Here is a 21,354-nt window from a genome sequence, read left to right as displayed (position 1 = left end):
GCCGTGGATGAGGAGTGTGTTATGGGGATTTGGAAGCTCAAGCGGCGCGATTTCCTGAAGGGGCTGGGCCTCACCGGAACCGCCGGCGCCATGCTCAGCGGCAATGTCTGGGCGCTCAACCGCCTGGAGCCGGTCGGCGACACCCTGGCCAGCGAGTACCCCTACCGCAGCTGGGAAGACCTCTACCGTAATGAATGGAGCTGGGACAGCGTGGGTCACGCCGCCCACTGCATCAACTGCATGGGCAACTGCGCCTGGAACGTTTATGTGAAAGACGGCATCGTCATCCGCGAGGAGCAGATCGCCAAGTACCCCCAGGTGAACCCCAACGTGCCCGACGCCAACCCCCGGGGTTGTCAGAAGGGGGCGATCCACTCCACCGCCATGTACGAGGCCGACCGCCTGCGCTTCCCGCTAAAACGTGCCGGTGAACGCGGCGAGGGCAAGTGGCAGCGCATCTCCTGGGACCAGGCCACCGAGGAGGTCGCCGACAAGATCATCGATATCTTCGAGAAGTATGGCCCCGGCAAGCTCAAGACCCACCAGGGGTCGGGCAACCAGACCATGGTGCGCCAGGCCGGTCCCCAGCGCTTCGCCTCCCTGGTGGGGGGGATCCAGCTGGACGGCTTCACCGTGGTAGGGGACCTGCTCACCGGTGCCCACTTGACCTACGGCACGCCGCTGGAGAGCTTCACCTCGGATGCCTGGTTCGACGCCGACTACATCATGCTGGCGATGATCAACCCCAACGCGACCCGCATCCCCGATGCCCACTATATCTGGGAGGCCAAGTACAATGGGGCGCGCATCACCAGCTCGTCGCCGGACTTCAACCCCAGCGCCATCCACACCGACCTCTGGATGCCGATCAACCAGGGCACCGACCCCTTCCTCGCGATGTCGATGGTCAACGTCATCATCGAGGAGAAGCTCTACAAGCCGGCGTTCATGAAGGAGCAGTCCGACCTGCCGATTCTGGTGCGCCTGGATAACGGCCGCATGCTGCGCGAGGCGGACCTGGTGGAGGGGGGCAGCGACGAGGTCTTCTACCACTGGGACCTGAACAGCGGCCAGGCGGTGAAGGCCAAGGGCTCCATGGGCAGCGATGACAAGACCCTGGCGCTGAATGGTATCGACCCGGCCATCGAGGGCGAGTTCGAGGTCGAGGGTATCGCCGTGACCACGGTGTTCGAGCAGGTCAAGCGTGAAGCGGCCAAGTTCACCCCCGAGGCTACCTTCGAGACCACCAACATCCATCCCGACGTGGTGCGCCAGGAGGCCCGTCATCTGGCCAAGGCGCGCAAGGCGATCGTGATGCTGGGGTATATAACCTCCAGCTACTCCAACTGCCTCTACACCTGCTGGGGCTATGCGCTGGCGCTGGCCCTGACCGGCCACGGCGGCCGCACCGGCGGCCTGGATACCTCCTGGATCTCCTGGAACCACCCCCGCTGGACCGAGCTTGCCACCTTCGAGGGCAAGAAGTCGGCCCGCTATGAGCCGGGCGGCCTGGGCGAGTTCCTGCGCGGCGGCATGATGGCCGGGGCCCGGGAGCACTTCGACAACGCCAAGCTCAAGGAGCGCGTCGGCTTCGACCTGGACGAGATGGAGGAGATGATCCAGGAGTCCATCGACGAGGGGTGGATGCCCTACTACGGCGAGATCAAGGGGATGATCTCCATCGCCGACAACACCTTCCGTCGCAACAAGTTTGCCGACCGCTACCGCGAGGAGCACCTGCGTCAGGCCAGCGAGCTCTACGTCAACATCAACGCGCGCATGGACTCCACCGCCGAGTGGGCCGACTACGTGCTGCCGGCGGCCAGCCACTACGAGGCCTGGGACCTGCGTACCCAGGGCTACCACCGCTTCTGCAACATCTTCACCCGCTCGGTACCTCCGGTGGGCGAGTCCAAGCCCGACTGGGACATCATGGTGCTGCTCACCAGGAAGATTCAGGAGCGTGCCATCGCCCGGGGCATCGGGCCCATCCAGGATGGCGAGGTGACCCGGGACCTGCACACCATCCACGACGACTTCACCCGCAACGGCCAGTTCAATACCGACCTGGACGTGGCGCGCTATATCGTCGAGAACTCCCCGGAGTTTGGCGACATCACCCTGGAGGAGGCGGCGGAACGCGGCTTCATCGTCATGAACGAGCATGCCGGCATCAATCAGCCGCTGCCCAAGGATGAGCCCTACAACCCCTTCGTGGCCCAGACCGAGGGCAAGGCGCCCTACGAGACCCTGACCGGGCGCCTCACCTTCTACGTCGACCACCCGCGCTTCATGAAGCTGGACTCCACCGTGCCCACGGCACGCCTGTACGGCGGCCCGGAGGCATCGAAGTACCCGCTGCACTTCTACTCGCCCCATACCCGCTGGGGGATCCACTCCAACTGGCGCAGCAACAAGCACATGCTGCGGCTGCAGCGGGGCGAGCCCAACATCTACATCAACCCCAAGCTGGCCGAGGAGCGGGGCATCAAGGATGGCGATACCGTCCGGCTTTACAACTCTACCGGCGAGTTCTTCGCCCAGGCCAAGTTCTATCCCAGCATTCCGGTGCACTCGATCATGATGGAGCACGGCTGGGAGCCGCATCAGTACATCCACCGCAAGCCGATGAACAACGCCATGGCCACCTTCCTGCAGCCGCTGGAGCTGGTGGGTGGCTGGGGCCACCTGACCTACAAGTACGCCATGTGGAACGCCAACCAGCTGCTGCACGAGTCGAGCTTCGACATCGAGCTTGCCAAGGCCGAAGCCATCGCCGACCCGCGGGCTGTTTAATAGGAGATTGCCATGGCTGTCAAACGCCAACTCAGCATGGTGCTGGACCTGAACAAGTGTATCGGCTGCCACACCTGCACCACGGCCTGCAAGCTGATGTGGACCAACCGCAACGGGCGCGAGTTCATGTACTGGAACAACGTGGAGAGCCAGCCGGGGCTGGGCTACCCGCGTGACTACCAGAAAATGGGGGGCGGCTTCGATGCCGACGGCGCCCTGCGCCTGGGCCGCCAGCCCAGCCAGGAGGACTACGGGATTCCCTGGGAGTACAACTACCAGGAAGCGCTGATGACCGGGACCGACCCCTGGCTGCGTCCCCATGTGAAGCCCACCTGGGGGGCCAACTGGGACGAGGACCAGGGGGAGGGCGACTACCCCAACAGCTACTACTTCTATCTGCCGCGCCTCTGCAACCACTGCAGCAACCCGGCCTGCCTGGCCGCCTGCTCGCGCAACGCCATCTACAAGCGCCAGGAAGACGGCATCGTGCTGGTGGACCAGGAGCGCTGCCGGGGCTATCGCTACTGCGTCAACGCCTGTCCCTACAAGAAGGTCTACTTCAACGAGCAGATCTCCAAGTCCGAGAAGTGCATCTTTTGCTACCCGCGCATCGAGAAGGGGCTGCCCACGGCCTGCGCCCAGCAGTGCGTCGGCCGGATCCGCTGGATCGGCTACCTGGACGACGAAGCGGGGCCCATCCACCTGCTGGTGAACAAGTACCAGGTGGCGCTGCCGCTGCACGAGGAGTGGGGCACCCAGCCCAACGTCTTCTATGTGCCGCCCATGTCGCCCTCCAAGTACGCCTCCGACGGCCGGGCCCTGGACGAGCAGCGGATTCCGCTTGAGTACCTGGAGAGCCTGTTCGGTCCGCGCACCGGCGAGGTGCTCGAGACCCTGGAGCGGGAGCGCCAGGCCAAGGCCGAAGGCCGCGACAGCGAGCTGATGGATACCCTGATCGGCTTCAGCCACGCCGAGATGTTCAAGCTCAGCTGAGACCGGGAGAGACGCTATGACCGTGACCGCAGCCCCTGCGACGGACGAGAGGGACAGCCTGGCGGCGAGGGAGACGATCTACCGCCTGGCCGCGGCACTGTTCGGCTATCCGCTGGCCGAGACCCAGCAGGCGCTCGAGGAGGGCCGAGTGGCGGCCACCCTGGACCCCGCCTGGCGGGTGCTCACCGGCGAGGCCTGGCCGGCGCTGCCGCCGAGCGAGGATCTCACCGCGCTGCAGGTGGGCTACACCGCGACCTTCCTGCAGGGGAGGCGCGGCAGGCCCCGGGTGCCGCTGGTGGCCAGTGCCCATGAGGCGCTGCTCGAGGGGCAGACGCCGGGCAACTACCTGCTCAACGTCAAGGCCTTCTACCGCCACTTCGGGCTGCAGGCCGCCCAGGGCGACGAGGGCCATGCGGAGGAGCCCGACCATCTGGTGGCCATGCTCGAGTTCTGCACCCTGCTCTGCCATCTGGAGCAGGAGGCCCTGAACGGCGGGCGTGATCCGGGGCCCTTTCAGCGCGCCCAGCGGGACTTCATCGCCCGCTACCTGGGGCCGCTCCTGGCGTCCATCCAGGAGTGCTTCGCCGACGCCCGGGACCAGGGCCTCGACCCGACGCTTGCGCACCTGATCGAGGTGCTGTCCGGCTGGGTGGCCGAGCAGCAGGCGGCCCTCGCCGCCCAGGTGGGGCCTTCGCCGCAGCCCGGCGACGCCGCTGCCCATTCCAATGCCGATTCGCGCTCGCTGTGGGACTGACCACGCGGCGCCCATGGGGGCCATGCCCCCTGCGAGGAGACTTGTCATGACACTGCGACCCATGCTGCGCAGCTCTCTGACCCTGGCGCTGGCCTTCGCCGCCGGCGCCGCCTGGGCCGAGCACCCCGAAGCCAACCCCAACGTGGCCGAGGTGAAGCCGGGCGACACCGTCGAGGTGGTGCGCCTGCCCGAGCAGATCTTCCTGCGCAGCCAGAATGACCCGGATGACATTATCTGGAACCGCGTGCCGCTCTACCGCACCCATCTGCTGCCGGCGCCGCCGGTGCATGAGTCAGTGAGGCTGCGCTTCGACGACGGCGCCATGCGCGGCAAGCACCTCTATTTCCAGGTGGCCCGCACCAGCGAGCGTTTCTATGTGCGACTGCGCTGGAAGGATGAAAGCGAGGATCGGGCCAACTCGGTGGATGGCTTCAGCGACGGCGTCGCCGTCCAGTACGCCCTGAACGGGGTGGACACCTCCTACATGATGGGCACCGGGCCGGAGAAGCCCGTCAATATCTGGTACTGGCGGGCCGATCTGTCCGACGTCGAGAACCTCGCCGCCGGCGGCTTCGGCAGCACGATGCTGCTTCCCGAGCAGGAGGTTTCCGGGGCCGGCGCCTACGTGGAGAGGGAGATTGCCCAGGACAGCGAGTGGCAGGTGGTGATGTCCCGCCCCCTGGAGGCCGAGGGCGAGCACGAGGTCAGCTTCGACGGCGAGTCGGTACCGGTCTCCTTCGCCGTCTGGCAGGGCAGCGACCACGAGCGCGACGGCAACAAGCGCATTACCCATACCTGGATTCTGCTGGATACCGGCAGCGACGACTGACGCCGCCGTATGGCAGAGGAGTGAACAGCAATGTCGGTTTCCCACTTTCCCCCTCGCAACCAGGGCCCCGGGCGTGACGCCGGGGCGGCGCCGGACCCCCTCAAGCTTGCGCCCGAGGACTGCGGCCGCGGCCACGCCTGCCAGCTCTGCCCCGAGGAGCAAAGCTGCCGCCTGGAGAAGGGGCACCACGAGAAGCGGCTCCTTGAGACGCGACTGGCCCAGATCGGCCAGATCATCATGGTGATGGCCAACAAGGGGGGCGTGGGCAAGAGCACGGTGTCGGCCAACCTGGCCGCCGGTCTGGCCGCCCGCGGCTACCGGGTCGGGGTCGCCGATGCGGATATCCACGGCCCCAACCAGAGCCGCTTCTTCGGCTTCGTGGGCGAGCGGGTGCGCCTCGGCCAGCATGGCCTGACGCCCCGGGCCTTTACCGCCCCGGGGCTCGACCACCCGGTGAAGGTCGGCTCCCTGGCCTTCATGATGGAGAGCGACGACGCCCCCATCGTCTGGCGGGACTCCTACAAGCACGACTTCATGCACCATCTGGTCGGCTCCTTCGACTGGGGCCCCCTGGATTTTCTGGTCATCGACATGCCGCCGGGGACCGGCAACGAGCTGATCACCCTGGCCGACCTCCTCGAGGGGCAGGACGTGGCCGCGTTGCTGGCCACCACCCCCCAGGAGGTGGCGCTGATGGACAGCCTCAAGGCGGTGCGCTTCTGCCAGGAGCGGGGGCTGCCCCTGCTCGGCGTGGTGGAGAACATGGCAGGCGTCACCTGCCCCCACTGCGGCGGTGACTTCCACCTCTTCCCACGAGCCCACTTGGCCGAGGCGCTGGAGAAGGCGGGAGTCGCCTCGCTGGCCCAGATTCCGCTCTCGCCGGCCTTGGCCAGCGGCTCCGATGCCGGGCGTCCCATCATGATCGACGCGCCGGAGAGCCCCGAGGCCCGCGCCTTCCTGCCGGCGGTGGAGGCCTGCATCGCCAAGGCCCGGGAGAGCTTCGCCGCCGCTGCCGCAGGCTCCCTGCAGGCCATGCAACAGGAGGCCCAGACCGCACCGGAGCTCGAGGAGGCGCTGGCCGCGGTGCCTGCCGAGCAGCGTGACGCCCTGCGCGCGGAGTTGGCCGAGCTGCTCGGCAGTTCGCCGCTGCCTCCCTCCAGCCCGGACCGGGGCGACTGACCCCCACCGCCTTCTCTCTTTCTGCAAGGACCTCACGCCATGACCCAGGCCGCCAACGCCGACCGCCGCCGCTTCTTTCGTCAGCTGCTCGACACCGCCAGCGCCCAGGCGCCCCAGCGTGCGCCCTGGCGCCGCGTGCCGGAGGTGGGGGCCGGCGACGGCGATGTGCTCTGGTCGGGCTGGGCCGGCGATGGCGAAGTGTTCGTGGTGGGCGATGAGGGCATGATCCTGCGCTACACTGGGGCCGCCGACGATTCGGGCCGGCAGTGGGAGCGCATGGCGGTGCCCGGCAACCTGCCGCTGCACAGCCTCTGGGGGCCCGGTGCCGATGCGCTGATCGCCGTGGGCTGGATGGGCTGCGTACTGCACTTCGACGGCCGCCAGTGGCATCAGCGCCGCGGCGGGGTGGTGGACGAGAACGGCCGCTTCGCGGCCTGTGCCAAGAACACGCCGCTGTTCGCCGTCGACGGCAACGCCGACGGCGAGGCCTGGGCGGTTGGCGATGACGGCATGATCCTGCACTTCGACGGCCGCGACTGGGTCCAGGAGCCTTCCCCGACCCGCATCAACCTGCGCGCCGTGGCCTGCGCCCCGAACGGCACCGTCTACGCCGCCGGCGGCGAGGGCACCGTGCTCAAGCGCGACCGGGACGGCCGCTGGGTTTCCCTGGAGTGCCCGCTGGGCTCCGGCTTTCAGGCGATGCTGCTCCTGGGCGATGACGAACTGCTGCTGGCCGGCGGGCGCTACTTCGTCGACCAGGGGGGCTTTCGCGGCGAGCTGGTGCGCTACCGGGAGGGCCAGTTCCAGGCCCTGACCTTCAACACGCCGATGCCGCGGCTGCGTGCGGTAAAGGCCTACAAGGACGGGGTGCTGATCGTCGGTGACCAGGGGCACCTCTACTACCTGAAGGAGCTGCGCCTGGAGCGGCTGGAGAGCAACAGCGTCCACGACCTGATGGATATCGTGGCGCTGCCCACCGGCGAGGCCCTGGCCGTGGGCGACTTCGGCACCATCATGACCGCCGCCGCGGACTTCACCGCGGCCCTGGCCCCGCTGCCCGGGGTACCCGAGCGCTCCCCCTGGGCGGCCATGGCGTCGCCCACCGACCGCCAGCTCTGGGGCGTCCACGAGGCGGCCGACGGCACCTGCTATGCCTGCGGGGAGGCGGGTACCGTACTGATGCTGGAGGAGGGGCACTGGCGGGCGCTGCCGGCGCCCAGCGAGCTCGCCGTGCACTGCGTCTGGGACAGCGGTAACGGCCTGTTCGCCGCCGGACAGCTCGGGCGTATCTACCGTTTCGACGGCAGCCGCTGGCAGCTGCACTACGATCTGCACCTCGACCTGACCATCCTGGCCATGTGGGGCAGTAGCCCCGATGCCCTGTTTGCCGTTGGTGACGAGGGGCTGATCCTGCACTTCGACGGCCTCGGCTGGAAGCGCATGCCCAGCGGCACCCAATCGGCGCTCTATGGCCTCTGGGGCTGGGACAGCCGGCACCTGCTGGCGGTGGGGGACTTCGGTCTGGTGCTGCGCTACAACGGCCAGGAGTGGACGGAGTTCAACGTCGGCACGGAAAACTTCCTCTACGGCGTCTGGGGTCCCGCCCTGGACGACATCTACACGGTCGGCCTCTCCGGGACCCTGGCGCACTTCAACGGGCAGCGCTGGCAGCTCCAGCCCACCCGGCTGCGCGATGACCTGCTGAGCGTTTCCGGCAACGCCCCGGGCCGCGCCTACGCCGTGGGGACCCGCGGGTGCCTCCTGCGCCTGGAGGGCGACCAGTGGGTCACGGAGCCCGGCGTCAGCGACCACGGCCTGCGGGCGGTTTGTGCTACCCGAGGCGGGGCGGTCTATGCGGTGGGCGATCGCGGCACCATTCTACGGCGGTAAAGGTCCTGGTAAAGCAGCCGGACAGCGCCTTTCCGGACGAAGTTGCCATCGTCGGTCTCCAGCAATCGCTGCGGCATCTGAATCGAGGGAGCCCACCGATGTCGGCTGCTTTTCCGTTCCTGGTTGACGCCGGCGGCTGCAGTCCTGAATCCTGAATTCACGCAATAAACATGGCACCTGCGGTTAATCTATGAATCCAGGATCTTAGGGGGGGTCTATTGGTCGTAGGCTATCCAGGTGGGATGGGTTAGGTGACCATTAGTCTGCGTAGTATTTGGCTTTGCCAGAACTTAATACAGCCCTGTTTTATGTCATTAACTTATTGATTTATTTCGTTTTCGACGAATTTTTTTCCGCATGGTCCATTGATCAGTTGGGTATGCGGGCCAACTTGACAGGTATTGGAAGCGCGACTCTTCAGCCGTAACACTCGCCCGCATCCATTACGTTGATGCAGGTGAAGATCATGTCGCAAACCACCGGGGTAGCCGAACAGGCACCCTACACGGAAGCTACGGCCTTCAAGCCGGTATCCTTGGCCCTCGGCCTCATCATCGGTCTGGGAGTCTTCTTCCTGCTACCGGAATCGCTGGCCCTCAATGCCCGCATCGTGGCGGGCATTGCCATGCTGATGGCCATCTGGTGGATGACCGAGGCGATCCCCATCCCGGCCACGTCGCTGCTGCCGCTAGTGCTGTTCCCCTTCTTCGATATTGCCTCGGTGGGAGCGACGGCCTCGCCCTATGCCCACAGCATCGTCTTCCTGGTGCTGGGCGGGGTGCTGCTCGGCCTGGCGACACAGCGCTGGAACCTGCATCGGCGCTTCGCGCTGCTGACGGTGCTCACCGTGGGCACCAGGCCGGCGCAGATCGTCTTCGGCCTGATGTCCGCCAGCTGGTTCATCACCATGTGGGTCAGCAATACCGCCACCGCCGTGATCATGATGCCGATCGGCGGCTCCATCATTGCCTTGGTGAAGTCGCTGGGTAACGGCGATGACACGCCCAAGTTCTCGGCCGCGGTGCTGCTGGGCATCGCCTACGCCATCACCATCGGCTCCATGGCGACCCTGATCGGCCAGCCGCCCATGGCGCTGATGCGTGCCTACATGGAAGACACCCACGGTCTTTCCATCGGCTTCGGCCACTGGATGCTCATGGGGGTGCCGTTCTCCTTCACCATGCTGATGCTGGCCTGGTTCGTGCTCAACAAGTTGGTGTTCCGCTCCGAGGTCGACGACATCCAGGGTGGGCGGCAGATGATCGAGTCCGAGCTCAAGAGCATGGGCCGGCTGACGCTGGAAGAGCGCCGCGTGCTGATGGTCTTTGCCGGCGCGGTATTCTGCTGGGTGTTCCTGCCGTTGATCGCGCGAATCCCGGCCGTGCAGGCGGCGCTGCCGTGGCTGTCGAACATCAACGACACCAGCGTGGCGATTCTCGCGGCGATCCTGATGTTCGTGATTCCCGCCTCGAAGGGTAGGGGAGCGCTGCTGGAGTGGACGGCCACCCGTGACGTGCCCTGGGGCGTGCTAATCCTGTTCGGCGGCGGCCTGACGCTCTCGGCCCAGTTCACCGCCACCGGCCTGAGTGCCTGGATCGGCGAGAGCGTCTCGGGCCTGTCGGGGTTCCCGCCGATTCTGATCCTGGCCTTCACCGCCATCGTCATCATCCTGCTCACCGAGCTGACCAGCAACACCGCCACGGCAGCCGCCTTCTTCCCGATCATGGGCGCCATCGCTGTCGGCCTGGGCATCGAGCCCTTCCTGATGACCATCGTGGTGACTTTCGCGGTGAGCTGCGCCTTCATGCTGCCGGTGGCGACGCCTTCCAATGCCGTGGCCTTCGCCACCGGGGACCTGCCGATCAGGAACATGATCCGCGCCGGTATCTGGCTCAACCTGATCGGCCTGCTGGTGATCATCGTGTCGCTCTATACCATCGTGCCGCTGGTTTTCGACGTCTCGTTCTGATCCGGTTTGACTGGGGGACCAGGCCTAGAGCGCCTTACTCCTTCTCCTTCACGAACCGGTCTGGCAGGGTTATCGCAAAGGTTGCGCGGAGCGGGTCGTCGCTCCTGAATCAGGTTCATGGTCAGGCCCTCCTCGCCGGCGCGTGGGGGCAGGGGTGGCGGAGCACGGGTACTGCGCTGCGTGCCGGGCGCCGAGAATGGCGGCATTGCGCAGTTCCGGGCGCACGATGTCGTCCGGATCGAGCAGGGCGGTCAAGCCGGTGCAACGTGATGCGGGGGTGCGCGTGTCGGCAGCCGCGGTGTGGTCGTGATGTGCGGTGATGCGGTAGGTCATGATCGTCTCCCATTCCCCTGAAGATGCTCGAGCCCATGGGGCTTGCGAGTGTGGTTCGGCAAGCGCCGACCCAGGGGAGTGGAGTCGCACGCCGCTTTAGCTGCATTTCTATTCCGCCCGCAAGTTGGTGCTTAAATCGGCGGCGGCCCGGGGGCCAAAAAACACGAAGCCCGCTTTGCATATGCTGAAGCGGGCCTCTGGCGTCGCTTTAGCGGTATTTGTAGAGCGCCCGCAAGCTGAGACTCAAATCGGCGCTACACTGACGATAACCAGCCGGGCCGGGCCATGTCAAACAGAAACGCTAGGCCCCGGGACCGTTGGCGGCCGGGGCCGGGGTGCCCATCTTTAGCCATGTCCGACCGCCGATCGCTGGAATCTGGTATGGCGCGATGGGCACTCCTGAGGTCATCGACCGGCGTGAGCAGTTCCTGCCGGAGATACTGCAGGGCCGAGACACCATGGAAAGGCAGCCAATGATCACGCTTTACGCTCGGGACACTGGCCTCGTCGACGGGAGCCACTGTCGGATGAGGCGCTACCCTGGCTGGCGCCGTGCGGCCTCAAGGTGGATGTCGATCGCGGCGGCGGGGCTCCTGATCGTCACGCTTGCCGATGCCCTTTTGGGCGAGGCGAAGGCCGACAGCTTCACCTGCCCGAGGTACGGGGTGCAGGTGATCGCGAGCGACCCGGCCGATGCCCGTGATGCCTGCAGCGGCGCGGCGGCCAGCCTCGACTTCCTGGGCGCCTTGGGCCTGCAGCCGGCCAGGCCGATCGTGGTGGAGGTCGTGCCGGAGCTCCCGGAGGAGGCGGGTCCCACAGCGGCTGGCTGCTATCTGGCGGACGGCAATCGCGTGCTGATCGTCCCCTACCGCCGCTTCCTGGCATGGCAGACCTGGTTTGGCGTGCCCATCGATCATCGGCTCTACCGGAGCCTGGCGGCCCATGAGGTGGCCCATGCGGTCGTCGCCTCCCACTTCATGATGGCCAAGCCCACGATCCAGGCGCAGGAGTATCTGGCCTACGTGGTGACCTTCGCAACCATGCCGGCCGAGCTGCTCGACCAGGTGCTGGAGGCGCTGCCCGGCGAGGGATTCGCCGGCGAGGAGCGCATCACCGAACTCTACTACCTCTTCCACCCGATGCACTTCGGCGCCCAGGCCTATCGCCACTACCTCAGGCCCGGTAACGGGGTCGCATTCTTCTACGAGGTGCTTGCCGGCAACGCCCTGCGCTAGCCAGGCATTGGGCACCCGGGGCGAATGGCGGTAAGCTGCTCCCATGCCGAAGGAGAGGCATGCCATTCATAGACCGGGAGACACCCATGCCGTTACGTTCCCTGCTGGCCGCCGCCGTGCTGGCCTTGCCACTGACCGCCGTGGCCGACACCCCCAACATCGTGCCGGGGCTGTGGGAGTTTACCAGTACCACGTCGGTGACCGGCGAGGTGCCGATTCCGGACCAGACCGATACCCATCAGGAGTGCATCGCCCAGGGCGACCTGGCGGATTCCGACTTCCAGTTCCTCGAAGTGGAGGAGGGCTGCGAGCTCCTCGAGCACAACGTCTCCTCCGATGGCATCGACTACCGCATGGTCTGCCACGCCGATGATGGCGAGGCGAATATCGACGGGCGCATGGACTTCCTCGGCGAGCGCGTCGAGGGCGACGTCAACGTGACGGTCCAGTCATCCATGGGCGAGATGCAGATGAACACCGTGGTCGAGGGCGAGCGTCTCGGCGACTGCTGAACCGCACTTCGCCGCGAGCGAACAGGGCCACCCCATGGGGTGGCCCTGTTTGCCTCTGGCCGTTGGTCTGGCCCCCCGCGTGTGGGCCGGGTCGGGGCTTTCAGGATGCAGGACCGGGACTAGCCTTAGCGGCGGGCCTCGCTCGCCTCCATCTGCTCCTCCAGGCGGCGCTTGACGTCGCCCGGTGAGCCGGTGTGGCGGGTCAGCAGGTCGTAGGCCACCGGCACCACGAAGAGGGTGAACAGGGTGGCGGAGGCGACCCCGGAGAGGATCACGGTGCCGATCACCATGCGCGACTCCGAGCCGGCGCCGCTCCCGACGATCAGCGGGATGGAGCCCGCCATGGTGGTCACCGCGGTCATCAGGATCGGCCGCAGGCGGGTCACCGCGGCGTCCATCAGGGCATCGCGGAAGGCCAGGCCCTCGTCGCGCAGCTGGTTGGCGAACTCCACGATCAGGATACCGTTCTTGGCCGCCAGGCCGATCAGCATGACCAGCCCCACCTGGCTGTAGATGTTGAGCGACTGGCCGGTGACGAAGAGCCCCAGCATGGCGCCGCTCATCGCCAGGGGCACGGTGAGCATGATCACGAAGGGGTGCACGAAGCTCTCGAACTGGGCGGCCAGCACCAGGAACACCACCAGGGCGCCGAGGATCAGCAGGAAGGTGGTGGCGCCGCTGGCCTGCTCGAAGTCCCGCGAGGCGCCACTGACGTCGGTCTGGACCTGGGCCGGCAGCACCTCGGCGGCGGCCGCCTCCAGATACGCCAGGGCCTCGCCCAGCGAGTAGCCGTCGGCGAGGTTGGCTTCGATGGTGATCGAGCGGATGCGGTTAAAGCGGTTGAGGGTGCTCGCGCCGGCGAAGTCGGTGAAGGAGACCAGGCTGGCCAGCGGGATCAGCTCGCCGGTGCGCGCCGAGCGCACCTGGATGTTGTCCAGGGCGCGGGGGCTCGCCTGGCTGCCGCGATCGCCCTCGACGATCACGTCGTACTCCTGGCCATTGTCCAGGTAGCGGGTGACGTTGCGCCCGCCCAGCAGCACCTCCAGGGTGCGGCCGATCTCGGTGACGGTAACCCCGAGCGAGGCGGCCCGCTCGTAGTCGATGTCGACCCGCAGCTGGGGCTGGGTCTCGCGGTAGTTGCTGTCCAGGCCGATCAGCCGCGGGTTGTCCTCGCGGATATGGGTCATCAGGGTGTCGCTCCACTCGGCGAGCTCCTCATAGGTGCCGCCGCCCAGCACGAACTCCACCGGCTTGCTGATGCGCTGGCCGAAACCCTGGCGCATCACCGGGAAGGCCTGCACCCCGGGCAGCCCGGCGAGCTCGGTGCGCACGTCATCCATGATTGCCCAGGCGTCGCGGCGCTCGCCCCAGTCGGCCAGGCCGATGATGCCGAAGCCGTTGTTGAAGTTCTCGATGTTGCCGAAGCCGCGCGGGGCGCGGATCACCACACGCTCCATGTCGCCGCTCTCGATCATGGGGGCCAGGCGCGCCTCGATCTCGTTCATGTAGTCCATGATGTAGTCGAAGGTAGCGCCCTCGGGGCCGTTGACCAGGATGATGAAGCTGCCGCGGTCCTCCTGGGGGGTGTACTCGCTGGGCAGCAGGCTGGCCAACCACACGGTAGCGGCGATCAGCGCCACGAACACCGCCAGCACCGCCAGGCGTGCCTTGAGCACCCAGCTCAGCAGGGTGCGATAGAGGCGCTGGGTGAGCTCCAGCAGCCACTGCACGGCCCGCGCGACGCGGCTGTCATCCTGGGCCGGTCTGAGGATCTTGGAGGCCATCATCGGCGTCAGCGACAGCGCTAACACGCTGGAGATGGCCACCGCGGCGGCCATGGTCAGGGCGAATTCCGCAAACAGCCGGCCCACGTTGCCCTGCAGGAAGGCCAGCGGCACGAACACCGCGATCAGCACCAGGGTGGTGGCGATGACCGCGAAGGCGATCTGTCGGGTGCCCCTGAAGGCCGCCACCAGCGGGGTCTCCCCGTAGTCATGCATGCGGCGGTGGATGTTCTCCAGCACCACGATGGCGTCGTCGACGATCAGGCCGATGGCCAGCACCAGCGCCAGCAGGGTCAGCAGGTTGATGGAGAAGCCCATCAGCGCCAACGCCATGAAGGCGCCGACGATCGCCACCGGCACCGTCACCGCGGGAATCAGGGTGGTGCGCACGTTGCCGAGGAACATGAAGATCACCACCACCACCAGCCCCATGGCGATGAACAGGGTGAGCACTACCTGCTTGATGGCACCGGCCACGAACACCGAGGCGTCGTAGTTGAGGGAGAGCATCATGCCCTCGGGCAGGCTGTCCTGGACTCGCGCCAGTTCGGCCTGCACCCCGCGGGAGACCTCCAGCACGTTGGCGGTGGACTGCTTGAGAATCCCCAGGCCGACCATGGGCACGCCGTTGGCGCGGAACACCGAGCGATCCTCCACCGAGCCGATCTCCACCCGGGCCACGTCGCCCAGGCGCACCAGATAGCCATCGTCGCCCTGTGTGAGCGCCAGGCGGTCGAAATCGTCGGGCTGGTTGAAACTGCGCGGCAGGCGCACGATGAACTGTCGCTCGCGGGATTCGATGGAGCCGGCGGGCAGTTCCACGTTCTCGGCACGCAGGGCGCTCTCCACGTCGCTCACGGTGAGGTTACGGGCCGCCAGGGCATTGCGGTCGATCCACACCCGCATGGCATACTCGTTGCCGCCGCCGATGCGCACCCGGGCCACGCCGGGTTGCACCGAGAAGCCGTCGACCAGGAAGCGGTCGGCGTAGTCGGTCAGTTCGGGAATGCTGTAGCCGTCGCCGGAAAGCGCCAGCCACAGCACCACCTCTTCGCTGGAGTCGGCCTTCTGCACCTCGGGCGGATCGGCCTCGTCGGGCAGGTTGCGCAGCGCCCCGGAAATGCGGTCGCGAATGTCATTGGCGGCGGCATCGATGTCCATGTCGAGGCGGAATTCGATATTGATCCGCGAGCGGCCATCCTCGCTGGAGGAGGTGATCAGCTCGATGCCTTCGACCCCGGCGATGCGATCTTCCAGGGTCTGGGTGATGCGAGTCTCCACCACGCTGGCCGAGGCCCCGGGATAGCGGGTATCGATGCTGACCACCGGCGGGTCGATGGCGGGGTACTCCTGCAGCGGCAGGCGCTGCATGGCCAGCAGACCGAAGGCGACGATCAGCAGCGCCAGCACGGTGGCCAGCACCGGGCGCTGCACGGAGAGATCGGAAAGGCGCATCAGCCACGCTCCTCGCGACTCGCCTCGAGGATCTCGCGCACCGTGGTGGTATCGTCGACAATCCCAAGCAGGCGCACGCTGTCACCCTCCCGTACGCGCTGAACGCCGTGGGCCACCAGCAGCTCACCGCCGGTCAGCCCTTCGATGATCTCCGCCTGGCCGGTGCGCCTCTCGCCGACCTTGACCTCGCGGCGCTCCACACGGTTCTCGCCCTCCTCGTCGATCACCAGCACGTACTGGCGGTCACCGCTGGGAATCAGGGCGGCCTCCGGCACCACCACGGCCTCCCGCGGGCTGCGCTGGACGATGACCTCCATCAGCATGCCGGGGCGCAGGCGCAGTTCGGGGTTGGCCAGCTCGGCCCGCACCGTGACGCTGCGGCTCACCGGGTCCACCCGGCTACCAACGTTCTCCACGTGCCCGCCGAAGCGTTCGTCGGGGAAGGCCACGCTGTGTGCAGCCAGGGGCAGGCCGGGCTCGAGCAGCGACAGGAATACCTCCGGCACGCTGAAGTCGAGCTTCATCACATCGACCTTGTCCAGGGTGACCAGCGCCGTGCCGGGGGTGACCAGGCTGCCCAGGCTGATGTTGCGAAAGCCCACCACGCCGTCGAAGGGGGCGCGAACCCGGTAGTTGCGCAGGCGCGCCTCGAGCCCCTGGATCTCCGCCTCCACCTGGCGCAGTCGCGCCTGGGCGTCCTCCACGTCGGCCCGGGGCGCCAGGTTGCGGGTCTGCAGCTGGGCCAGCCGGTTCACCGTGGCGCGTCGTTCGTCGCGCTGGGCCTGGGCGGCGCGCAGCAGGGCCTGCTGTTCGTCATCCTGCAGGCGCACCAGCAGTTGGCCGGCCTCCACGACCTGGCCGTCGCGGAAGTTCAGCTCGGTGACGGTATCGGTGACGGTGGCGGAAAGGGTGACGCTCTCGTCGGCGCGCAGGGTGCCCAACGCCTCCAGCGGATCCGACCAGGGCTCCAGGGTGGCGCGGGCGCCGATCACCGGCGTCGTCTCCTGGGCGGCGTCGGTGGTGGCGACATGCAGGAGGATGATCATCCCCAGCAGGGCGGGCAGCACTCTAGCAGTCAAGCGGCGGATGAACGGCGATGAGGCGGTCATGGGAGCTCTTGGTTGGATGGCCAGAATTGGATGGCACAGCATCGGTGGGCATCCTGCCCGGGGCCGAGTGCTTAACAGGCTAGCCATAATACTCGTCAACACTGTGACAACAATTCACAATCGGACGACATGATTTATTAGTGTACAAGGATTGTACATTGGTTTCATCGCTGTGCACCCTTGCGTTGCCCATCAGACTGCCAACGAGGTGTTCATCAACATGCTGGCTCTGGCCTGCTAGAATGCGCTCCCTTCGGGATTCGGCCGGGAGTGACCATGACCTTTGATGCGGTGATTATCGGCGCGGGCGCCGCCGGGCTGATGTGCGCACTGACGGCGGGCTACGCCGGGCGGCGGGTGCTGGTGATCGACCATGCCAACCGTGCCGGTCGCAAGATCCTGATGTCCGGGGGCGGGCGCTGCAACTTCACCCACCTGGATTCCGCGCCGGCCAATTTCTTCTCGGATAATCCGCACTTCTGCATCTCGGCGCTGAAGCGCTATCGCCCGGAGCACTTCGTCGAACTGGTGGAACGCCACGGCGTCGACTACGTGGAGAAGGCCCCGGGGCAGCTGTTCTGCGCGGATTCCGCCAAGGAGATCGTGCGGGTGCTGTTCACCGAGTGCGAGTGGGCCGGGGTGGAGCTGCGCCTCAAGACCGCCGTGGAGCGCATCGAGCGCCACGGCGAGGGCATGCGGGTGGTGACCTCGGCGGGGACGATCGATTGCGGGGCCCTGGTGGTGGCCACCGGCGGGCTCTCCATTCCCAGCATGGGCGCCACCGGCTTCGGCTATGACCTCGCCCGCCAGTTCGGGCTCAGCGTCACCGAGACCCGCCCGGCGCTGGTGCCTTTCACCCTGACCTCCCGGTGGAAGGCGCGGGCCGAGGCCCTGGCCGGGGTGGCCTGTGAGGTGGCCGTCCGCTCGCTGCGCGCAGGCGAGCCCCGTGGTTACTACCGCGAGCCGATGCTCTTCACCCACCGCGGCCTCTCGGGGCCGGCGATGCTGCAGATCTCGAGCTATTGGGAGCCGGGCGACGAGCTGGCCATCGACCTGCTGCCGGGCATGGACGCCTATGAGGCGCTGTGCGCTGCCCGCCAGGAGACGCCCAGGCGCCAGCTCTCCAGTTGGCTGGCCGAGCGGCTATCCAAGCGGCTGGCCCAGGCGCTGATCGAGTGGCACGGTGGCGACGGCGTGCTGGCCGAGCGGGGCAACGCCGAGCTGGCCGCCTGGGCGGTTCGCCTCGGTGATTGGCGGATCAAGCCGGCGGGCAGCGAGGGGTGGCGCACCGCCGAAGTGACCATGGGCGGGGTGGATACCCGAGCGGTGTCGTCGAAGACCTTCGCGGTGGAGGGGCTGCCCCAGCTGCGCTTCATCGGCGAGGTGCTCGACGTCACCGGCGAGCTGGGCGGACATAACTTCCAGTGGGCCTGGGCCAGCGGGGTGGCCTGCGGCAGTGCGCTCTGAGACCTGCGCCGGGCGGCTACTCCAGGCGCTGGGCGATCTCCTGCCACAGCCCCCGATAGGCCCGGGCCGCGGGGGTGGCGGGGGCAAACTGGCGCAGCGGGGCGCGCTCCAGGCCCATTCGCTCCACCACGCTGGCGCTGGGAATGGACGTGGAGAGCCGCAGCGGCCAGCGTTCCGGCAGCGCGGCGATGGTCTCGCGGTGCAGGGTGCGGCGTCGGTCCGCCAGGGTCACGAAGGGCCACACCTGGCAGGGAATGTCGCGCTCGTCCAGGAAGTCGCGCAGCTGCTCCAGGGTGCGCACCGAGAGCACCGTGGGCACGATGGGCACCAGTAGGGCGTCGACGCTGGCAAACACGCTCTCCGAGAGGGTCGAGAGGCTGGGGGGGCAGTCGAGGATGACCAGGTCGTAGTCGTCGCGGATCGGCTTGAGGATGCGGCGAAGCTGATTGTCGCGCCGGTCCGCCAGCAGGTGGTCCAGTTCGCGTGAGGCCAGCGCGGCGGGCAGCAGGTCCAGGCGCTCGATCTCGGTGGCGCGAATCACCTTGTCGAAGGCGGCATCGCCCTTTACCAGTCGGGCCACACCCCCGCGCACCTTGGGCTTGGCGCGCAGGTAGAAGGTGGTGGCCGCCTGGGGGTCGAGATCCCAGAGCAGCACGCGCCACCCGGCGGCGGCGGCCTCGGCCGCCAGATTCACCGCCGAGGCGGTCTTGCCGACCCCGCCCTTGATGCTGTAGAGCGCCAGCATGCGCATGGCGTTTCCCCCGTCTTTCATGGTTACCGCGCCGCCCTCGCTGCGCGGCCGTACCTTATCAGCTTGAGCCGGCCCGCTGGATGACAGTTTTCTGACAGTCGGTATACGCTGTCGCGGCGTCTAGCCTCCTGGCAACGACCGCCTTATGCTGGAAGGCCCACCTCTGCCCAGGGAGGCACCCCATGACCCTGATCGCCGTTCACCACGACCCCGGTGCCGACGAGACGTCGCTGCGCGACCGCGTCGTCGACGAGGCGCTGCATCAGGCCGAACAGCACGGCTGGGAGGCGGTGCGCCTCAGCGAGGTGGGCACCCGCCTGGAGGTGCCGATGGCCGCGGTGCTGGACGAGTTCCGCGACCTCGACGCGGTGGCCAACGCCTGGTTCCAGCGCGGCCTGGAAGCCATGCTGGCCGACACGCCCGACGGCTTCGCCCACTGGCCCGAGGCGCAGCGCCTCGAGCACTGCCTGCTGGCCTGGTTCGATGCCCTGGCCGCCCATCGCCGCGTCACGGTGGCGATGCTGCGCACCAAGGCCCATCTGCCTCACCTCCACACCTGGGTGCCGATGCTGTTCGATCTGTCGCGCACCGTGCAGTGGTGGCGGGAGGCGGCTCGCCTGCCGACGCCCTACGGCACTCGGCGTGCCCAGGTCGAGGAGCTGGCGCTGACCGCGCTCTTCCTGGCCACCCTGGCGGTCTGGGCCGGCGACGCAAGTGATGGCCAGGTGCGCACACGGCGATTCCTCGAGAAGCGCCTGGCCCGCGGCTCGCGCTGGATGACGTGGGTGCCTGGCGGTCACGCGGATGACAGGTCCCGTGAGGCGGCGAATCAGATATAGCGTCCGCCGCTGGCGATGGCGATGGTCACCAGGCCGATCACCAGGTTCAGCCCGATCAGCCGACGGATCTGGCCGAGCTGGCGCCCGCCTTCGGGCCAGTCGGCGGCCTCCACCGCGCGGCACAGCCGCCGATAGGGGGCAAACCAGACGTGCAGGTAGATCGCCATCATCGCCAGGCCCAGCAGCAGCATCAGGTGGATGTGCCAGCGTGCGCCGGCCATGCCGCCAAACACCGCGAACAGCATCCATAGCCCGGTGACCAGCAGCACCGCCACGGAGGCCCACACCCAGGGGAAGAAGCGCGCGAAGACGCCGCGCCACAGCGTCAGACGGACCGGTGGCTCCAGCAGCCCGGCGGCCACCGGCCTCAGCACCATCCAGGCGAAGAACATGCCGCCCACCCAGAGGACGGAGGCGAGCATGTGCAGGGTAATGGCGAGTGACATGGGAGTTTCCTTGCGTCGTTGGGGCCGGTGGATGGCGTAGCGCCTTCCCTGCACCATAGCGCGGTCCAGCGGTCAGCGTCACTCGCGGCTGGTGGAGGGCAACGTCTCGCGGCATGATGAACGGCTCCTGACTGTCGGCGCCGAGAGAACCATGAAGAAGCTACTGCTGATCGCCCTGCTGGCCCTGGCGGGTCTCTCCCAGTTCGACGAGATCGGGTCCTGGTTTGGATCCGGGGAGCCTGCCCCCGTCGAGCAGCGGCTGACCGGCCAGGCCCAGGTCGACGAGACCCTGCGGTTGATCGAGCGGGGCGGGCCCTTCCCGCACTCCCAGGACGGCACGACCTTCCACAATCGCGAACGGCTGCTGCCCCAGCGCCCGCAGGGCTACTACCGCGAGTACACCGTCGAGACGCCGGGGCTGTCGCATCGTGGCGCGCGGCGCATCGTCACCGGCGGCGACCCGCCGGTGATCGTCTACTTCACCGATGACCACTACGCTTCCTTCCGGGTGCTGGAGGACCGCCGATGACCCCGCGTCCTGCCAGCGAGGCGCTGGCGCGCTTCCTGGCCGAGCCCGCCCATGGCGGCGTCTATCGTCTGAAGGCCTCAAGGGCCGCGGGCTTCGGGGAGGCCGAAGGCCTGCACTGGCACCGCCTGCCCGTGCCGCATCGCTGGACCCGCGAGGCGCTGCTGGATGCCCTGGCGGCGAGTCTGGCTTTTCCCGACTACTTCGGCCGCAACTGGGATGCGGCCTGGGACTGCCTGACGGAGCTCGGCTGGGAGTCGGGCAGGGCGCAGGTGATCCTGTTACCCGAGGCCCCTGCCGATGGCGCGGCCATGGCCATCTTCCTGGCGCTGATGAGCGATGCCTGTGACCACTGGGCAGCCCGGGGGCAGACCCTGGCGGTCCTGCTGGTCGAAGATAATGAGAGACGGACGGACGTCGAGGGGCCGCCGTGGCTGGCGGCTGTGCCGCACCTGCCGGAGGCGGCGCTGGGGGAGGGGGATTAGGG

At 67.5% G+C, this 21,354-nt stretch carries 18 protein-coding genes; 13 read left to right on the top strand and 5 right to left on the bottom strand.

The features are described from left to right. The first annotated feature begins 21 nt into the window (after positions 1 to 21). The 7 genes from clrA to ACM26W_RS12790 all read left to right on the top strand — a co-directional run bounded on the left by clrA (position 22) and on the right by ACM26W_RS12790 (position 10,410). On the top strand, positions 22 to 2,796 hold the full coding sequence (gene clrA / locus ACM26W_RS12820) for a chlorate reductase subunit alpha (protein WP_416137377.1): 2,775 nt from the start codon (positions 22 to 24) through the stop codon (positions 2,794 to 2,796). Between the two features lie 12 nt (positions 2,797 to 2,808). Continuing rightward, on the top strand, positions 2,809 to 3,789 hold the full coding sequence (gene clrB / locus ACM26W_RS12815) for a chlorate reductase subunit beta (protein ID WP_416137376.1): 981 nt from the start codon (positions 2,809 to 2,811) through the stop codon (positions 3,787 to 3,789). A gap of 16 nt (positions 3,790 to 3,805) precedes the next feature. Beyond that, a complete protein-coding gene (locus ACM26W_RS12810; protein WP_416137375.1) occupies positions 3,806 to 4,543 on the top strand; it encodes a molecular chaperone TorD family protein in 738 nt (245 codons plus the stop codon). A gap of 46 nt (positions 4,544 to 4,589) precedes the next feature. After that, positions 4,590 to 5,372: an ethylbenzene dehydrogenase-related protein gene (locus ACM26W_RS12805; protein ID WP_416137374.1), complete on the top strand. Its 783-nt coding sequence runs from the start codon at positions 4,590 to 4,592 to the stop codon at positions 5,370 to 5,372. Positions 5,373 to 5,402: 30 nt separating this feature from the next. Beyond that, on the top strand, positions 5,403 to 6,551 hold the full coding sequence (locus ACM26W_RS12800; RefSeq protein WP_416137373.1) for an Mrp/NBP35 family ATP-binding protein: 1,149 nt from the start codon (positions 5,403 to 5,405) through the stop codon (positions 6,549 to 6,551). Positions 6,552 to 6,590: 39 nt separating this feature from the next. Then, positions 6,591 to 8,441, top strand: a complete 1,851-nt coding sequence (locus ACM26W_RS12795) for a WD40/YVTN/BNR-like repeat-containing protein (RefSeq protein WP_416137372.1) — start codon at positions 6,591 to 6,593, stop codon at positions 8,439 to 8,441. 466 nt (positions 8,442 to 8,907) lie between these two features. Then, positions 8,908 to 10,410 carry an SLC13 family permease gene (locus ACM26W_RS12790; protein ID WP_416137371.1) on the top strand — a complete coding sequence of 501 codons (1,503 nt, stop codon included), beginning with the start codon at positions 8,908 to 8,910 and terminating at the stop codon, positions 10,408 to 10,410. A gap of 69 nt (positions 10,411 to 10,479) precedes the next feature. Here the strand turns inward: ACM26W_RS12790 and ACM26W_RS12785 are convergent, their stop codons facing one another. Beyond that, complete coding sequence (locus tag ACM26W_RS12785; RefSeq protein ID WP_416137370.1) at positions 10,480 to 10,743, bottom strand: hypothetical protein; 264 nt, start codon at positions 10,741 to 10,743, stop codon at positions 10,480 to 10,482. Positions 10,744 to 11,270: 527 nt separating this feature from the next. Between ACM26W_RS12785 and ACM26W_RS12780 the strand changes: the two genes are divergently transcribed. Together ACM26W_RS12780 and ACM26W_RS12775 are read left to right on the top strand one after the other, a co-directional pair. Beyond that, complete coding sequence (locus ACM26W_RS12780) at positions 11,271 to 11,978, top strand: DUF6639 family protein (RefSeq protein ID WP_416137369.1); 708 nt, start codon at positions 11,271 to 11,273, stop codon at positions 11,976 to 11,978. A gap of 86 nt (positions 11,979 to 12,064) precedes the next feature. Continuing rightward, the gene (locus ACM26W_RS12775) at positions 12,065 to 12,490 is read left to right on the top strand and encodes a DUF3617 domain-containing protein (RefSeq protein WP_416137368.1); all 426 of its coding nucleotides are present in this window, start codon (positions 12,065 to 12,067) and stop codon (positions 12,488 to 12,490) included. Positions 12,491 to 12,615: 125 nt separating this feature from the next. On the opposite strand, the gene ACM26W_RS12770 is transcribed toward ACM26W_RS12775, so the two are convergent. Further along, positions 12,616 to 15,729, bottom strand: a complete 3,114-nt coding sequence (locus ACM26W_RS12770; RefSeq protein ID WP_416137367.1) for an efflux RND transporter permease subunit — start codon at positions 15,727 to 15,729, stop codon at positions 12,616 to 12,618. Continuing rightward, a complete protein-coding gene (locus ACM26W_RS12765) occupies positions 15,729 to 16,838 on the bottom strand; it encodes an efflux RND transporter periplasmic adaptor subunit (RefSeq protein WP_416137366.1) in 1,110 nt (369 codons plus the stop codon). Before ACM26W_RS12765 ends, ACM26W_RS12770 begins: the two co-directional genes overlap by 1 nt. A 276-nt stretch (positions 16,839 to 17,114) precedes the next feature. Here ACM26W_RS12765 and ACM26W_RS12760 point away from each other — a divergent pair, with 276 nt between their 5' ends. Beyond that, a complete protein-coding gene (locus ACM26W_RS12760; RefSeq protein WP_416137365.1) occupies positions 17,115 to 18,305 on the top strand; it encodes an NAD(P)/FAD-dependent oxidoreductase in 1,191 nt (396 codons plus the stop codon). A 16-nt stretch (positions 18,306 to 18,321) separates the two neighbouring features. On the opposite strand, the gene ACM26W_RS12755 is transcribed toward ACM26W_RS12760, so the two are convergent. Then, positions 18,322 to 19,056, bottom strand: coding sequence for a ParA family protein (locus ACM26W_RS12755; RefSeq protein WP_416140884.1), 735 nt, complete (start codon positions 19,054 to 19,056; stop codon positions 18,322 to 18,324). A 182-nt stretch (positions 19,057 to 19,238) separates the two neighbouring features. On the opposite strand from ACM26W_RS12755, the gene ACM26W_RS12750 reads away from it, so the two are divergent. After that, positions 19,239 to 19,895 carry a TetR/AcrR family transcriptional regulator gene (locus tag ACM26W_RS12750; RefSeq protein ID WP_416137364.1) on the top strand — a complete coding sequence of 219 codons (657 nt, stop codon included), beginning with the start codon at positions 19,239 to 19,241 and terminating at the stop codon, positions 19,893 to 19,895. Here the strand turns inward: ACM26W_RS12750 and ACM26W_RS12745 are convergent. Then, a complete protein-coding gene (locus ACM26W_RS12745; protein ID WP_416137363.1) occupies positions 19,886 to 20,341 on the bottom strand; it encodes a CopD family protein in 456 nt (151 codons plus the stop codon). The two genes, ACM26W_RS12750 and ACM26W_RS12745, sit on opposite strands and share 10 nt — an antisense overlap. Positions 20,342 to 20,492: 151 nt before the next feature. On the opposite strand from ACM26W_RS12745, the gene ACM26W_RS12740 reads away from it, so the two are divergent. Then, complete coding sequence (locus tag ACM26W_RS12740) at positions 20,493 to 20,870, top strand: ribonuclease domain-containing protein (RefSeq protein WP_416137362.1); 378 nt, start codon at positions 20,493 to 20,495, stop codon at positions 20,868 to 20,870. Beyond that, a complete protein-coding gene (locus tag ACM26W_RS12735) occupies positions 20,867 to 21,352 on the top strand; it encodes a barstar family protein (protein ID WP_416137361.1) in 486 nt (161 codons plus the stop codon). Before ACM26W_RS12740 ends, ACM26W_RS12735 begins: the two co-directional genes overlap by 4 nt. The last annotated feature ends 2 nt before the right edge of the window (positions 21,353 to 21,354 follow it).

The organism is Halomonas sp. HK25 (assembly GCF_047795635.1).
Lineage (GTDB): Bacteria > Pseudomonadota > Gammaproteobacteria > Pseudomonadales > Halomonadaceae > Halomonas.
The sequence above is the reverse complement of the archived record's forward strand: the minus strand, read 5'-3'. Positions and strand labels throughout refer to the sequence as shown.